The following is a 12,778-nucleotide window of genomic DNA, read 5'->3' as shown; positions in this document are numbered from 1 at the left end:
CCGCCCTCACCACCCCGGCCGCCCTGGCCACCTTGCCCGCCTTGGCCGCCCCAACCTCCGGCACCGCCGGCGCCGCCAGCCCCGCCGGCTCCGCCCGCTCCTCCGTGACCGCCTTCGGTCATCTACCGCCTCCTGTCCAGCCGTCCACTCTGTTCGGCCTCACGCTACGCGTAGCGAGACAATGAACCCATGAATGTCCCCATGATCGAGCTGGCGGTGTTGCAGGCGGACGTGACCAAACTCGAGGTGGACGCGATCGCCAACGCGGCGAACACTCAGTTGCGCCACGGTGGCGGCGTAGCGGCGGCGATCTCCCGCGCGGGTGGACCGAGCGTGCAGCGCGAGTCGAACGAGAAGGCGCCGATCGGGCTGGGCGACGCGGTCGAGACCACCGCGGGCGCCATGCCCGCCCGGTATGTGATTCACGCGGCAACGATGGAGCTGGGCGGTCCGACATCCGCTGAAATCATTACGCGCGCAACAACTTCAACGTTGCAGAAAGCGGAAGAGCTGGGTTGCCGGTCGCTGGCTTTGGTGGCATTCGGCACCGGCGTCGGGGGCTTTCCGCTGCCGGACGCGGCGCGGCTCATGGTCGACGCCGTCCGAGGGCACCGGCCCGGTTCGTTGCGGCGCGTCGTCTTCGCCGTGCACGGCGGCGAGGCCGAGCGCGCGTTCACCGCCGCCGTACAGGCTTAGTCAGCCGACAAATAGCGCTCGACGGATGCCACCTTCTGCGTCATCGCGTCGGTAACCCCGGTCCGCCAGTCCACCTTGATCACCGTGCTGACCCGGGGGGCGCGCGCGGCTACCGCCTCGACCGCGCGCTGCACGACGGCCATCACCTGCTCCCAGCTGTCCCCTTCGATCACGGTGAACATCGAGTCGGTTTTGTTGGGTAACCCCGAATCACGCACCACTCGAACCGCTTCGGCGACCAGTTCGCCGACGCCCTCCCCCACGCCCAGTGGGGTCACCGAAAACGCGACCAGTACCGACACCCGTCTACTGTCGCATGGCAGCATCGAGACCCATGCGGCTTCTGGTGCAGCGGGTCTCCTCGGCGTCGGTCTCGGTTGCCGGTGAAGTGGTCGGCGAGATCCGGCCGACCGGTCAGGGCCTGCTGGCATTCGTCGGCGTGACGCACAGCGACGAACCGGACCACGCCCGCCGGCTGGCCGAAAAGCTCTGGAAGCTAAGGATTCTCGACGACGAAAAGTCCGCCTCAGATGTCGGGGCGCCGATTCTGGTGGTCAGTCAGTTCACCCTGTACGCCGATACGGCCAAGGGCCGGCGCCCGTCGTGGAACGCCGCGGCCCCCGGAGCGGTCGCCGAGCCCCTGGTGGCGGCCCTCGCCGAGGCGCTGCGCCGGCTCGGAGCGCAGGTCGAAACGGGGGTGTTCGGCGCGCACATGCAGGTTGAACTGGTCAATGACGGCCCAGTAACGGTCCTACTGGAGCTCTGACGGGTACGTTCAGCTTTATGACGGAATACGGTTCGCTTCGCTCCGACGACGACCAGTGGGACATCGTCAGCGGCGTCGGCTACACCGCTCTGATCGTGGCCGCCTGGCGTGCGCTGCACGCCATCGGTCAGCAACCGTTGGTGCGGGACGACTACGCGAAGCTGTTCATCGAGGCGTCGGCGGATCCGTATCTGAACGGCCTGCTGGCCAATCCGGGAACCTCCGAACACGAGAGCGCCTTTCCACGGCTCTACGGCGTGCAAACGCGGTTCTTCGACGAGTTCTTCGACGCCGCGTGCGAGGCCGGCATCCGGCAGGCGGTGATCGTCGCGGCCGGACTGGACTCCCGGGCATATCGGCTCGACTGGCCCACCGGGACAACCGTTTTCGAAATCGATCTGCCCAAGGTGCTGGAATTCAAGACCCAGGTGCTCGGCGAGCGCGGCGCGCAACCGAAGGCGGAGCGCCGCGAGGTGGCGGCCGACCTGCGCACCGACTGGCCCGCGGCGTTGGTGGCGGCCGGTTTCGACCCGCAAAGCCCAAGCGCATGGTCGTTGGAGGGCCTGCTGCCCTACCTCACCAGCAAAGCTCACCAGGCGCTGTTCGCCGGCATCGGCGAGTTGAGCGCACCGGGCAGCCGGCTCGCCATCGGCGCCCTGGGCTCTCGCCTGGACCACGATCAGCTGGCGGAGCTGGAGGAATCGCACCCCGGTGTCAATGTGGCGGGCGATATCGACTTCTCGTCATTGACGTATGAGAACCCGACCGACCCGACGGATTGGCTGGCCGCGGACGGATGGGCGATCGAGCCGGTGCGCAACACACTCGACCTGCAGGCCGGTTACGGGCTGACGCCACCCGAGGTCGACATCAAAATCGACAGCTTCATGCACTCGCAATACGTCATCGCGACCCGCTGACGTGGCGCCGGTAGTAGCGGCGGCCGTGTAGCCGCTGGTAATGCCACACCGCGGCGGGCAGCGCACCGCGCCGATGCAGCCAGAACCCGGCGGGCACCTCGGCCCGCGGAGTGCGCCGGCCGACCTCGACCTCGGCGACGACGATGCCCTCGCCGTCGGCCCCGTCGCGGCAGGCCAGCACGGTGCCGTCGCCCGCGACGATCAGGGTGCCGCCCTCGAAGCGGCCCGCGTAACTCATTGGCAGCCAAGGCATCCGGCACTGCACCGAGCCCGCATGCGCAGCGTGCAGGACGGGCGCACCGATGTAACCGGCGAACAAGGCGGCGGCTTTGCGCGCGGTGGCCGCGTTGCGCGCCTCCAAGCGGCGAAAGCCGGCTTGCGGCCACCAGTCCGGAATCGACCACCATCCCGATCCGGTCATCGCCAGGTCAACGCGGCCCCGCAGCCGACGCGCGGTCTGGCTGCGCATCAGCTCCCAGCACACCGCCGCGCCCACCGCGATCTCACCCGCCCGGATCACCCCGTCGTCATCACCGCCGATGTAGAACGCGTTCTCCCACATCGTCGGCAGGTCCTTGTCGTGGCGGCCGACCAATCCCTCCGGCGTGACGAGCAGGTACGCGTTGCGAACGTCTCCGTCGGTATCCCGGATCAGCAACGAGCCGCCGATCATCACACCGTGTCGCCGCGCGAGCCCGAGCAGGAGTTCGGTGGCCTTCCCGTCGGGCGGCTGCGCGGCCTCGGCGAGTTCCGGCCAGAAACCGATTCCGGTGGTGAAGAACTCCGGTAACGCGATCGTTTCCGCGCCCGCGGCGACCGCCTCCTCCACCAGACGTTCGACGGTGGTCAGGTTCGCGTCGACATCGGCCGGCACCGCCTCGAGTTGTATTGCCGCACAGCGCATGGGGCCATGCTGCCACAGCCGACCACTACGGCTTGAGCAGGACTTTCACGTCGTCACCGGAGCGGGCCGCGGCGGTCGCGTACGCCTTGGCCGCGTCGTCGAGCGGCAGCGCGGTGGTGAAGATCCCGTCGACGTCCAGTCGTCCCGACTGCAGCAGCGGGATCAATTCCGGCCAGGTGCGCTGCACGGGTGCCGTGGTCATCCGCAGCGTGATGCTGCGGATCAGCGTCATCAGGGCGGGAAACGGGAACGGTTGGAGATCGTGCACGCCGACGACGGACACGGTGCCGCCCGGCCGCACCGCCGACAGTGCGTCGGTCATGGAGGCGTCGGTGCCGACAGCGTCGATCACCGCGTCCGCACCCCGGCCGCTGGTCGCGGCCAGTACCGCTTCGGTGGCGGGCGAGGTCACCGGCGTCGCACCCCAGTCAGCCGCGCGCCGCAACCGCCCCTCGACGCGGTCCACGGCGAAAACCGTTGCGGCGCCTTGCAGGAACGCGCTGCGCAGAGCGCACAGTCCCACCGCCCCCAGGCCGATCACCGCGACCGTGCCGCCGTACGGGATGTCGGCGCGCTGGGCCGCCGCCCAGCCGGTGGCCAGATTGTCGGTGAGCAGCAGCGCCTGCTCGGTGCTGATACCCTCCGGGATCTTGCGCACCTGGAAGTCGGCGGCGTGCACCGCCAGCAGGTCGGTCTGTGCGCCGGGCAGCACCCCGCCGCCGAAGATCGTCAGGCCCGAATGGCACATCACCGGGTCGTTGGTGGCGCAGCCGGGACACGCGCCGCAGCCGGCCACCGACGACACCAACACCTCGTCGCCCACCTTGACGGTGCGCACCTCGGATCCGGCCTCGACCACGGTTCCGATCGCTTCATGACCCAGAGCCACCGGCTCGGCCATCGGGTAGTCACCTTCGTAGAAGTGCAGATCGGATCCGCAGATGCCGGCGGCGCTGACCGCGACGATCACACCGTCCGGACCGGTCAGGCCGGGATCGGGACGCTTGTCCACCCGGATGCTGCTGGGCCCGTCGACGACGACTGTCCGCATAGGTCACTTCTCCTGTCGCACAATGAAATCGGACCAGTCCGGCGTACGCACCGCGGCCCAGTACTCGTTGAGACGCCATGGGCTGACCGTGTGGATCTCGCCGTCGGCGTTCTTGAAGTAGGAGTGCTTGACCGCGGGATGTGACCAGACCATCTTCTTGATCTCGGCCTGCGTGCGCCGGTGCCATGCGGCGGTAGCTTCCGGTGTGGGCTCCAGCTCAGCGATCCGCTCCTCGGCCATCCGTTGCAGGCACAGGTTGACGTAACGCATCTGCAATTCGGATTGGAAGATCAGGCTGCCGCCATGGGCCAGGTGGGTGCCCGGCCCGTAGATGATGAACAGGTTGGGGAACCCGGGAACGGTGATGCCCAGATGGGCGCGCGGTCGGCTCCCCCACACTTGATGCAGGTCAATCCCGTTGCGGCCGAAAATCTTCAACGGCCACAGCACATCGGTGTGGCGGAAACCGGTGGCGTAGACGATGACGTCGGCCTCGTGTTGCACACCGTCCTCGGTGACGATGCCGCGCGGCGTGATGCGCTGGATCGGAGTGCGGACCAGTTCGACGTTGTCGCGTTGCAGCGTTTGCAGCCAGCTTCCGTTGTCTTGCAGCGTGCGTTTGCCGGTGGCCGGATAGTCGGGCATCACCTTGCTCAGCAACTCGTCGTCCTCGCCGACCTGGCTGGTGATCCAGTGGCTGAACATCATCCGGGCGGCGGCGTTGATGTCGCTGACCGCGTAATCCTGGTCGGCGTAGTCGGGATCGCTTCGAGCGGCGTCGAGTCCCTTGTCGGCGCCCGGCCACAACAACAGGAACCGGTACCACCGGCCGTAGAACGGCAGGTGCCGCATCGCCCAGCGCACGCCGTCGCCGACCTCGTCGTGATACATCGGGTTCGGGAACATCCACTGTGCGGTGCGCTGGAACACCGTCAAGCGCTCGACGTCGGCGGCGATCGCGGGCGCAATCTGAAACCCGCTCGCGCCGGCGCCGACCAAAGCGACCCTTTTGCCGGTCAGGTCGACGGAGTGGTCCCAGGCCGCGGAGTGGAACGACGGTCCTTCGAAGGCGTCGGCGCCGTCGAAGTCAGGCAGGTACGGCCGGTTCAGCTGGCCGACCGCGGTGATGACCGCCCTGGCCCGCACCGTGCTGGTGTGACCCTCGGGTCCGCGCAGCGCGACCGCCCAGTGGCCCTCCTGCCATTCGGCGGAGAGCACCTCGGTGTTCCACCGGACGTGCTCGGCCAGTTCGTGGTTGGCCAGCACCGTGGTGAAGTACCGCTGCAACTCGGGTTGTTCGGCGAAGAAGTGCGTCCAGTCGTTGTTGGGTTCGAAGCTATAGCAGTAGAAGTGATTGGCGACGTCCACACGGGCGCCGGGATACCTGTTCTCCCACCAGGTTCCGCCGGGCCCCGCGTTCTTCTCGACGATGGTGAACGGGATATTGGCTTGCTTGAGCCGCAGACCGGCCAGGATGCCGGATTCGCCGCAACCGATGACGAGGACGGAAAGGTCCGCCGTGCTCTCCGTTGACAGCGCCACCGGGCGTCGCGGGTCGACACCCTCGAGGTCCATCTCCTCGAGGGCCAACGGCAGGTAGTCATCGGGCACGCGCTCGCAGGCCGTCCAGTCCAGCATCTCCCTGATCAACTCGGCGCTCAGTGGTGCCGGCTCGGGGCACCCGCGGTCGCGGTACTCGGCGATCACCGCGAGCGCTTCGGCGCGGGCCCGGGCCTTGTCCTCCTCGGACATGAACCCCTGCACCTCGTTCAGGAACACACCCAGCTGCTTGTAGTCGCGGATGAACCGCGGGTCACCGGTGATGTGCACCAACGACAGCAGCAACGTCGGGATGCTGACCTCCTCCAGCGCGGCGGCGATCTCCGATGTCGGGGTCGTGAAGGGTTGCCCGGCGTACCGGCTGCGCATCGAGGGCGATTCCTTTCGGCTGGCCGCAATTACGCTACTGAAGGTTTCGTAATTGGCAGCCCTACGCTACCCGCGGTGCCGCACCCCGATCAAGACTCCGCTAATCCCCGGCGTAAGTTCCGGTCCATGGGTCTGTTCGGCCAGAAGGCAACCGGCGCGCGCAGCGGCGCGGCCGGCCCGGCGAAGCAAACGCCGCGCGAATTCCCGCAGCGGCGCGCCATCCAGGCCTTCGACCGCGGCGAGGAGTTCTTCCAGATTCAGCTGCCGCACGCCGCGGACGTCGGGGCAACCCTCGGTCTTGTCGAGCAGGCCGGATGGCGCCTCGAGCACGCCGACTGGGTCGCCAACGACGAGGTGGTGGGCATCTATCTGTTCCGGCGTGACGAGGCCCGGGAGGACCGGGCGACGACGCCGGAGCCGGCCGAGGAGAACGCCGCGGAACCGGACCACGCCGACGTGCCTACCGAGGTGTCCGCCGAAGCGTCCGCCGAGACACCCGCCGAGGTGCCCGCCGAGAAGAAGACCAAAGTCCGGTGTCACGCCTGCCGGCACGTGCACAGCGTCTCGGTGAACGAGACGTCCTTCGTCTGCCCCAACTGCAATGCGAGATTGAAACGAAAGAAGGCCTGAGCAGCGACCGGTTGTGGCCCGTGCGCGATGGTGGAACCTGTTCTAAAAGCCGCCGTGTCCGCTGATAGGCCGAACAGAAGTGACAGCGCAGACCTGAGGAGTGCGGCTATGGAACCGCTACTTGCGGCCTGCGGCGGTTTCCTGCTGGCCGTGCTGTGGATGGCCCTGATCTTCGACGTCCAGGTGCTTCGGGCCGGGCCCGACGGTGACGAATTGCCCGAGCCGGTACTGGCGTCCATCGCGGCCTACTATCACCGGGCCACCACCACCTCACGCCCGATGAGCAGACTCATCGCACTGGTCATGCTGATCCTTCTGGCCGCGTTGGTATTTCACGCGCTGAACGGTGGAGGACCGGCCTGGCTGCTGCTGACTTCGACTGCGCTGGCCGGCCTGCCGGTGGCGCTGGCGATGTTCCATACCGTCCCGAGTGCGGTGCGGCTCGGAAAGCGGGTGGACACTGCGGTGGGCCAGAGCCGGCTGGCTCGCGCCGTCTGCCGCGATCACCTGATCTGCTTCGGGTGTTTGCTTGCGTTTACGGTGCTGTGGTCGGTACACGGCGTGGTTCCCGACGGCCTGTCTGACGGGCATTAGTCGCGACACATTCGACCTCACTGGCCACGCGGTCGGCGTCCGTACTAAACTAGAACACGTTTCAATTCGGCGAACGCCCGAGGAGCTGGCATGCACACCGCCCTATGCGACGAACTCGGTATCGAGTTTCCGATCTTCGCTTTCACCCACTGCCGCGACGTCGTCGTCGCCGTCAGCAAGGCCGGCGGCTTCGGCGTGCTGGGCGCCGTCGGCTTCACCCCCGAGCAGCTCGAGATCGAGCTGAAGTGGATCGACGAGAACATCGGTGACCACCCCTACGGCGTGGACATCGTCATTCCGAACAAGTACGAGGGCATGGACTGGCACCTGTCCGCCGAGGAACTGGCCGAGACCCTGCGCAAAATGGTGCCGCAGGAACACCTGGACTTCGGCAAGAAGATCCTGGCCGACCACGGCGTACCGGTCGAAGACAGCGACGGTGACACCCTGCAGTTGCTCGGCTGGACCGAGGCGACGGCCACCCCGCAGGTCGAGGTGGCGCTCAAGCACCCGAAGGTCAAGATGATCGCGAACGCGCTCGGCACGCCGCCCGCGGACATGATCAAGCACATCCATGACGCCGGGCTCAAGGTCGCCGCGCTGTGCGGGTCGCCGTCGCAGGCGCGCAAGCACGCCGACGCCGGCGTCGACATCATCATCGCCCAGGGCGGCGAGGCCGGCGGGCACTGTGGCGAGGTGGGTTCCATCGTGCTGTGGCCGCAGGTTGTCAAAGAGGTCGCCCCCATCCCGGTGCTCGGCGCCGGAGGCATCGGCAGCGGCCAGCAGATCGCCGCGGCGTTGGCGCTCGGCTGCCAGGGCGCGTGGACCGGTTCGCAGTGGTTGATGGTCGAGGAATCCTCGAACACCCCGGTGCAGCAGGCCGCCTACATCAAGGCGGGCAGCCGCGACACCGTCCGCAGCCGCTCCTTCACCGGCAAGCCGGCCCGGATGCTGCGCAACGACTGGACCGAAGCCTGGGAGCAGCCGGACAACCCGAAGCCGCTCGGCATGCCGCTGCAGTACATGGTGTCCGGCATGGCGGTGCGCGCCACCAACAGGTATCCCAACGAGTCCGTCGACGTGGCGTTCAACCCGGTCGGGCAGGTGGTCGGTCAGTTCCAGAAGGTGGAGAAGACCTCGACCGTGATCGAACGCTGGGTCCAGGAGTACCTGGAGGCGACCAGCAGGCTCGACGAGCTCAACGAGGCCGCCGCGGTCTGACGATCAGTCCAGATCGTCCTCTTTGCCGGTGAAGACTTCCTTGACCCGGTCCACCGCGTGGGTACCGATGTCGATGGAATTCTGAACGATGCCGCTGGCGCCGCCGGCGATGTCACCACGGATGATGTCGCTGGCGTGCTCGACGATGTCGGAGGCCTTCTCGACGGCATTGGTCGCGATGTCGCGAACGGCGTCCACGGCATCTTTGGGATCGAAGCCCACGGGTGTCTCCTATTCGTTGACGGACGGTTGTAATGACTCTAGACCCCGTCGATAGTCGTCATTAGTCGACCAGGGTGCGCCAGTATTCTTCGGGAATTTCCTTGCCCGACAACAGGACTCGGGCCAATCCCACAGCCATGGCGATCCCCAGGAGGCCGAGCCAGAGGCCGGCCAGCCCGATCAGCCACCACAGCGCGGTGGTCACCGCCGGCCAGGGCGAGAGCACGGCCAGCACCGGCGCGAAGAAGAAGCCGGCGCCGATGTACCAAGCCGAGCCGGCCCGATCGGACGCAAGGACGAATCGTAGCCAGCGCGGAACCGGGTAATCGGTCACGGCTCGGGTGGGAAGAACCCTGCTCCGGTGAACCAACCTTCCTGCCACCCTTGCGCTCCCAGGCACAGCATCGGCAGCCCGGCCGGCGACTGCGCGGCGACACGCGGGCCGGGGCACGGCGCGCCGATCTGCTGGACACCACGCAACGGGTAGGAGATCACCCAGTACCCGGTCTCGGCGGCCGGGAACTGGTTGGGCGGCGGGAAGTGGCAGGCCTCGGCCTGGCCGCTGGGGCCGCGTCCGAAGATGAAGCGCTCGTAGTTGTCGCACGGCGCACCCAGCGAGGCGTCATAGTTCATGCCGGGCACATCGCCTTCCCAGCGACCGTTGTCGGCACTCGCCACAGGCGCCAGAACTATCGCCGAGCCCGCGATCGCAGCGGTGGTGAGCAATTCGCGAATCATGTGGTACTCCTTCGTGGCACCGACGATGGTTGATGAGAAGCATAACGATTGCTGCAGGGGTCACAAGGGCAGATCGGCAGACCCGGATCGGTTCCCGTCCCCGTCGGCGTGGAACGTGTTCTAGTTGGGCTTCGACCTCTTTTCGCTCAGAGCTTCCCAACCGTGCTGTAGCAATGGATTATTGGCACGGGACAACAACTAGACCACGGTGTACGAGGAGTAGGCCTTGTCAACGATGCCAGCCGAACCGCAAGCCGAGCCGAACCTGCCGCCGGGGTTCGATTTCACCGATCCGGACGTGCATGCCGAGCGGCTGCCCGTTGAAGAGCTGGCCGAACTGCGCCGCACCGCGCCGATCTGGTGGAACGAGCAACCGCACGGGGCGGGCGGTTTCGATGACGGCGGCTTCTGGGTGGTGACCAAACACAAGGACGTCAAGGAGATCTCCCGGCGCAGCGACGTCTTCTCCAGTCTGGCCAAGACGGCTTTGCCCCGTTATAAGGACGGCACCGTCGGCGAGCAGATCGAGCGCGGCAAGTTCGTTCTGCTGAACCAGGATGCGCCGCACCACACCCGGCTCCGCAAGATCATCTCCCGCGGCTTCACCCCCCGGGCCGTCGAGCGACTGCGCGACGACCTCAACGAGCGCGCGAAGCGGATCGTCGCCAACGCCGCCGCGCAGGGTTCCGGCGACTTCGTCGAGCAGGTTTCCTGCGAGCTGCCGTTGCAGGCGATCGCCGGCCTGCTGGGTGTGCCGCAAGAGGACCGGATGAAGTTGTTCCACTGGTCCAATCAGATGGTCGGCGACCAGGACCCCGAGTTCGCTACCAACGACGCCATCGCCGCCTCGGTCGAACTGATCATGTACGCGATGCAGATGGCGGCCGACCGGGCGCAGAACCCGGGTGAAGACATCGTCACCAAGCTGATCGAAGCCGACGTCGACGGTCACAAACTGTCCGACGACGAGTTCGGGTTCTTCGTCATCCTGCTGGCGGTCGCCGGCAACGAGACGACCCGCAATTCGATCACCCAGGGCATGATGGCCTTCACCGATTTCCCCGACCAGTGGGAGCTGTACAAGCGGGAGCGGCCGGTCACGACCGCCGACGAGATCGTCCGGTGGGCCACCCCCGTCACCTCGTTCCAGCGCACTGCGCTGGAGGATTACGAGCTGTCCGGCGTGCAGATCAAGAAGGGCCAGCGGGTGGTAATGGTCTATCGCTCAGCCAACTTCGACGAGGACGTGTTCGACGACCCGTTCACTTTCAACATCAAGCGCGACCCCAATCCGCACGTCGGATTCGGCGGGACCGGCGCGCACTACTGTATCGGGGCGAACCTGGCCCGGATGACGATCGACCTGATGTTCAACGCGATCGCCGACGCAATGCCCGACCTGGAGTCGGTGGGCAAGCCCGAGCGGCTGCGGTCCGGTTGGCTCAACGGCATCAAGCACTGGCAGGTCGACTATCACACCGACGGAACCGCTTCGGGCGAGAAATGCCCTGTGTCGCACTGACTCTTACAACTCAAAAGGAAACACATGGCTACGCATAAGGCTGTGCAAGTGGCGTCCGCGGGCGCACCTCTGGAACTCGCCGAAGTCGAAACGGCAACACCCGGACCGGGCGAGGTACGCATCAAGGTCACCGCCTGCGGCATCTGTGGCACCGACGCCCACTTTGTCAACGGCGGTTTCCCCGGCATGACCTGGCCGCTGACTCCCGGGCACGAAATCGCCGGGACCATAGCCGAACTCGGCGACAACGTCGAAGAGTTCGCCGTTGGAGACCGCGTTGCCGTCGGATGGTTCGGGGGCAACTGCAACCATTGCGACCCCTGCCGTAAGGGCACTTTCATCCACTGCGCCAATGGCAAGGTGCCGAGCTGGCAGTATCCGGGAGGGTACGCGGAGTCGGTGACGGTGCCCGCCACGGCGCTGGCCCGAATCCCCGCGGGGCTCTCCGACGCGGAAGCCGCCCCGATGGGATGTGCCGGTGTCACTACCTACAACGCGTTGCGCCACACCAGGGCATTGCCCGGTGACCGGGTTGCGATCCTCGGTGTCGGTGGTCTGGGACATCTAGGGGTGCAATGGGCCCGGGCAATGGGTTTCGAGACCATCGCGATCGCGCGCGGCACCGGCAAGGCCGAGGACGCCAAGAAGTTGGGCGCTCATCATTACATCGACTCCACCAGCGTTGACGTCTCCGAGGCGCTGCGCACCCTGGGCGGTGCGACCGTTGTGCTTGCCACCGCTGGAAACTCAAAGGCCATGGCCGACACGGTGGGCGGATTGCTCCCCCAGGGTGAGTTGGTCACCATCGGGGTGACGCCGGAGCCGCTGCCCATCAGTCCGGTGCAGCTGATCACCCCGGGGCTGAGCGTGATCGGCCATCCCTCGGGGACCGCCAAAGACGTCGAGGAGACAATGCATTTCGCGTTGCTCTCAGGTGTGCGGGCGTGGATCGAGGAGTTGCCACTGGAGCGGGCCGCCGAGGGCTACGCCGCATTGGAACAAGGGCGCGCGCACTACCGCACCGTTCTGACGGTGTGACGCACTCGTGGACGCTGGGCGTCGACGACGGTGAGTTGATCGTCCGCACGGGGGTAGCCGGTCCCGCCGCGCGAATGGGTCATCGGCTCACCCTGGCCATGACGCGCTGGCAGGCGAGGGTCGATTGGGCTGCGGGTGAACCCGATTCGGCAGAGCTGGTCGTGGACGTGGATTCGCTGCAGGTGCTGCGCGGTGACGGGGGCGTCAAGGGCCTGTCCGGTCCGGAGCAGGCGCTGGCGCGCTCGAACGCGCTGAAGTCGCTGTCCGCCAACCGATTTCCCGAGATCCGATTCACCGCCGAGGGCATCGAGAAGACCGCGGACGGCTACCGACTGGACGGCACGCTGAACATCAGAGGCAAGGCCCGTGCGCACGATGTCGACCTGCACGTGGACGATTGCGGCGACAGCTGGCTGCTGACAACCGAATCGACGGTTCGGCAGACCGATTTCGGTGTCAAGCCCTACTCGATGCTGCTCGGATCCCTGCACGTCGCCGACGAGGTGACGGTGGCCTTCTCGGCCAGGCGCAGCAAGGGCGGCTGAGG

The 12,778-nt window shown here is 66.8% G+C and carries 16 protein-coding genes; 9 read left to right on the top strand and 7 right to left on the bottom strand.

Going from position 1 to position 12,778, the window contains the following annotated elements:
• Positions 1-201 precede the first annotated feature (201 nt).
• Positions 202-696, top strand: a complete 495-nt coding sequence (locus A5645_RS04715) for a macro domain-containing protein (protein ID WP_065036403.1) — start codon at positions 202-204, stop codon at positions 694-696.
• Here the strand turns inward: A5645_RS04715 and A5645_RS04710 are convergent.
• Positions 693-998, bottom strand: a complete 306-nt coding sequence (locus A5645_RS04710) for an MTH1187 family thiamine-binding protein (protein ID WP_065036375.1) — start codon at positions 996-998, stop codon at positions 693-695. The genes A5645_RS04715 and A5645_RS04710 overlap by 4 nt on opposite strands.
• A 32-nt stretch (positions 999-1,030) precedes the next feature.
• Here A5645_RS04710 and dtd point away from each other — a divergent pair, with 32 nt between their 5' ends.
• Positions 1,031-1,462: a D-aminoacyl-tRNA deacylase gene (gene dtd, locus A5645_RS04705; RefSeq protein ID WP_065036374.1), complete on the top strand. Its 432-nt coding sequence runs from the start codon at positions 1,031-1,033 to the stop codon at positions 1,460-1,462.
• A 17-nt stretch (positions 1,463-1,479) separates the two neighbouring features.
• Positions 1,480-2,382, top strand: a complete 903-nt coding sequence (locus A5645_RS04700; protein ID WP_065128616.1) for a class I SAM-dependent methyltransferase — start codon at positions 1,480-1,482, stop codon at positions 2,380-2,382.
• Here A5645_RS04700 and A5645_RS04695 read toward each other — a convergent pair.
• The 3 genes from A5645_RS04695 to A5645_RS04685 are packed head-to-tail and all read right to left on the bottom strand — an operon-like array spanning position 2,366 to position 6,266.
• Complete coding sequence (locus tag A5645_RS04695) at positions 2,366-3,286, bottom strand: carbon-nitrogen hydrolase family protein (RefSeq protein ID WP_065128615.1); 921 nt, start codon at positions 3,284-3,286, stop codon at positions 2,366-2,368. The two genes, A5645_RS04700 and A5645_RS04695, sit on opposite strands and share 17 nt — an antisense overlap.
• Positions 3,287-3,311: 25 nt before the next feature.
• Complete coding sequence (locus A5645_RS04690; RefSeq protein ID WP_065128614.1) at positions 3,312-4,337, bottom strand: zinc-binding dehydrogenase; 1,026 nt, start codon at positions 4,335-4,337, stop codon at positions 3,312-3,314.
• Positions 4,338-4,340: 3 nt separating this feature from the next.
• Complete coding sequence (locus A5645_RS04685; protein WP_065128613.1) at positions 4,341-6,266, bottom strand: flavin-containing monooxygenase; 1,926 nt, start codon at positions 6,264-6,266, stop codon at positions 4,341-4,343.
• Between the two features lie 126 nt (positions 6,267-6,392).
• Between A5645_RS04685 and A5645_RS04680 the strand changes: the two genes are divergently transcribed.
• The 3 genes from A5645_RS04680 (at position 6,393) to A5645_RS04670 (ending at position 8,711) form a co-directional block, all read left to right on the top strand.
• On the top strand, positions 6,393-6,896 hold the full coding sequence (locus A5645_RS04680) for a hypothetical protein (protein ID WP_065128612.1): 504 nt from the start codon (positions 6,393-6,395) through the stop codon (positions 6,894-6,896).
• A 108-nt stretch (positions 6,897-7,004) separates the two neighbouring features.
• Positions 7,005-7,490 (top strand): hypothetical protein, encoded by a 486-nt coding sequence (locus tag A5645_RS04675; protein ID WP_065128611.1) that lies wholly within the window; start codon positions 7,005-7,007, stop codon positions 7,488-7,490.
• A 90-nt stretch (positions 7,491-7,580) separates the two neighbouring features.
• Positions 7,581-8,711 carry a nitronate monooxygenase gene (locus A5645_RS04670; protein ID WP_065128610.1) on the top strand — a complete coding sequence of 377 codons (1,131 nt, stop codon included), beginning with the start codon at positions 7,581-7,583 and terminating at the stop codon, positions 8,709-8,711.
• 3 nt (positions 8,712-8,714) lie between these two features.
• Here the strand turns inward: A5645_RS04670 and A5645_RS04665 are convergent, their stop codons facing one another.
• The 3 genes from A5645_RS04665 to A5645_RS04655 form a co-directional block, all read right to left on the bottom strand.
• Positions 8,715-8,933 carry an Rv1893 family protein gene (locus tag A5645_RS04665; protein WP_065036367.1) on the bottom strand — a complete coding sequence of 73 codons (219 nt, stop codon included), beginning with the start codon at positions 8,931-8,933 and terminating at the stop codon, positions 8,715-8,717.
• 61 nt (positions 8,934-8,994) lie between these two features.
• Positions 8,995-9,267 (bottom strand): hypothetical protein, encoded by a 273-nt coding sequence (locus A5645_RS04660; protein ID WP_065128609.1) that lies wholly within the window; start codon positions 9,265-9,267, stop codon positions 8,995-8,997.
• On the bottom strand, positions 9,264-9,671 hold the full coding sequence (locus A5645_RS04655) for a hypothetical protein (RefSeq protein ID WP_065036365.1): 408 nt from the start codon (positions 9,669-9,671) through the stop codon (positions 9,264-9,266). Before A5645_RS04655 ends, A5645_RS04660 begins: the two co-directional genes overlap by 4 nt.
• A 235-nt stretch (positions 9,672-9,906) precedes the next feature.
• Here A5645_RS04655 and A5645_RS04650 point away from each other — a divergent pair, with 235 nt between their 5' ends.
• The 3 genes from A5645_RS04650 to A5645_RS04640 are packed head-to-tail and all read left to right on the top strand — an operon-like array spanning position 9,907 to position 12,776.
• Complete coding sequence (locus tag A5645_RS04650) at positions 9,907-11,193, top strand: cytochrome P450 (RefSeq protein ID WP_065036364.1); 1,287 nt, start codon at positions 9,907-9,909, stop codon at positions 11,191-11,193.
• Between the two features lie 24 nt (positions 11,194-11,217).
• On the top strand, positions 11,218-12,231 hold the full coding sequence (locus tag A5645_RS04645) for an alcohol dehydrogenase (RefSeq protein ID WP_065128608.1): 1,014 nt from the start codon (positions 11,218-11,220) through the stop codon (positions 12,229-12,231).
• Positions 12,228-12,776 carry a YceI family protein gene (locus A5645_RS04640; RefSeq protein WP_253866849.1) on the top strand — a complete coding sequence of 183 codons (549 nt, stop codon included), beginning with the start codon at positions 12,228-12,230 and terminating at the stop codon, positions 12,774-12,776. The genes A5645_RS04645 and A5645_RS04640 overlap by 4 nt, the downstream gene beginning before the upstream one ends.
• Positions 12,777-12,778: the final 2 nt, after the last annotated feature.

This window comes from Mycobacterium asiaticum, from assembly GCF_001673635.1.
In the GTDB taxonomy this organism is placed as follows: Bacteria; Actinomycetota; Actinomycetes; order Mycobacteriales; family Mycobacteriaceae; genus Mycobacterium; species Mycobacterium asiaticum_C.
This window is presented reverse-complemented; position numbering and strand designations above follow the sequence as displayed.

What these genes read in the sequence shown, in the direction of transcription:
- A5645_RS04715 (WP_065036403.1), top strand. Translation starts at nt 202, where the DNA reads ATGATCGAGCTGGCGGTGTTGCAGGCGGACGTGACCAAACTCGAGGTG.
- dtd (WP_065036374.1), top strand. Translation starts at nt 1,031, where the DNA reads ATGCGGCTTCTGGTGCAGCGGGTCTCCTCGGCGTCGGTCTCGGTTGCC.
- A5645_RS04700 (WP_065128616.1), top strand. Translation starts at nt 1,480, where the DNA reads ATGACGGAATACGGTTCGCTTCGCTCCGACGACGACCAGTGGGACATC.
- A5645_RS04695 (WP_065128615.1), bottom strand. Translation starts at nt 3,286, where the DNA reads ATGCGCTGTGCGGCAATACAACTCGAGGCGGTGCCGGCCGATGTCGAC.
- A5645_RS04690 (WP_065128614.1), bottom strand. Translation starts at nt 4,337, where the DNA reads ATGCGGACAGTCGTCGTCGACGGGCCCAGCAGCATCCGGGTGGACAAG.
- A5645_RS04685 (WP_065128613.1), bottom strand. Translation starts at nt 6,266, where the DNA reads ATGCGCAGCCGGTACGCCGGGCAACCCTTCACGACCCCGACATCGGAG.
- A5645_RS04680 (WP_065128612.1), top strand. Translation starts at nt 6,393, where the DNA reads ATGGGTCTGTTCGGCCAGAAGGCAACCGGCGCGCGCAGCGGCGCGGCC.
- A5645_RS04675 (WP_065128611.1), top strand. Translation starts at nt 7,005, where the DNA reads ATGGAACCGCTACTTGCGGCCTGCGGCGGTTTCCTGCTGGCCGTGCTG.
- A5645_RS04670 (WP_065128610.1), top strand. Translation starts at nt 7,581, where the DNA reads ATGCACACCGCCCTATGCGACGAACTCGGTATCGAGTTTCCGATCTTC.
- A5645_RS04655 (WP_065036365.1), bottom strand. Translation starts at nt 9,671, where the DNA reads ATGATTCGCGAATTGCTCACCACCGCTGCGATCGCGGGCTCGGCGATA.
- A5645_RS04650 (WP_065036364.1), top strand. Translation starts at nt 9,907, where the DNA reads ATGCCAGCCGAACCGCAAGCCGAGCCGAACCTGCCGCCGGGGTTCGAT.
- A5645_RS04645 (WP_065128608.1), top strand. Translation starts at nt 11,218, where the DNA reads ATGGCTACGCATAAGGCTGTGCAAGTGGCGTCCGCGGGCGCACCTCTG.